Here is a 1,065-nt window from a genome sequence, read left to right as displayed (position 1 = left end):
GCGATCCTTCACCTGGGCCAACGCCCCGTCGAGGAAGAGACGCTGGCGCGTTGGAGCTGGCAACGCGAGCGGCTCACGCTGGCTGCGCTCGAGGAACGCTTGCGAATTGAAGCGCCCGACACGGTCGACATCGACCACGTGCCCAACGCCCGTCTGGCCGAAGAGCTGAGGGCGATCGCCCTGCTCGCGGCGGAAGACGGGCCGCGTACGGTGGGCGAGCTGCGCTCGGCACTGAGCGCCGAACTGCCCGAGACCGTTGAACCTGAAGATGTGTGGGCGGTGGGCGAGCGGCTGGGCTACCACGTGCGTATCGGCTGGTCGACGGACGATGAGGGCGCAGACGGCACGATGCGGCTGATGCTGCGCCGGCAATCGCCGCGTTATCTGCCGATGGTGCCGGCTGCGCAGGTGCCGCTGACGGACGAGGTGCGTGCAACGTCGGACTGGTCACGCTTCACGAATGACCTGCGCCAGCGGCGCTTCGGCGACCTCGTGCCGGGGCTRCGCCGCTTCGTTGGCGAGCGACTGCCAGCCTACATGGTGCCGGGGACGATCGTGGCGGTGGACGCTTTGCCCCTCACCCCGAACGGCAAGCTGGATCGCCGCAGGCTGCCGGCGCCCAAGGACCTGGACGCGGGGCCGAAGAAGGCCTACGTCGAGCCGCGCACCGACGAGGAGCGGCGTTTTGCGCAGATCTGGGCCGAGGTCTTGCGGCTGGAACGCGTGGGCCGCGAAGACAACTACTTCGAGCTCGGCGGTGACTCGGTGCGCAGCATCCTGCTCATCTCCCGCGCCAAGCAGGCGGGCTTCGTCTTCACCTCGAAGCAGCTGTTCGAACGCGGCACGATCGCCGCGCTGCTCGAAGTGATGCACCAGCAGGCCGTGCCGGCGCCGACCTCCGACGCTGTCGCCCGGCAATTGCCGCAGGTGCAGGACATTGCGGGCCTGGTGCCCGACCTCGACGCCATCGAGGCCGTGTTCCCGACCACGCCGTACCAGCGCTGGGCGGTTCGCCTCTATCGATCGCTGGGAGACCAGGCGCTGTACCTCACGCAGCCCTTCTAT

At 68.7% G+C, this 1,065-nt stretch carries 1 protein-coding gene; it reads left to right on the top strand.

What is annotated here, in order from left to right; genetic code table 11:
• Positions 1 to 1,065, top strand: a 1,065-nt coding sequence (locus AC1DYI_RS36630; protein WP_477208989.1) for a phosphopantetheine-binding protein, incomplete at both ends; no start/stop codon positions are given.

It is taken from the genome of Ideonella sp. P3_A4, from assembly GCF_056403075.1.
This window is presented reverse-complemented; position numbering and strand designations above follow the sequence as displayed.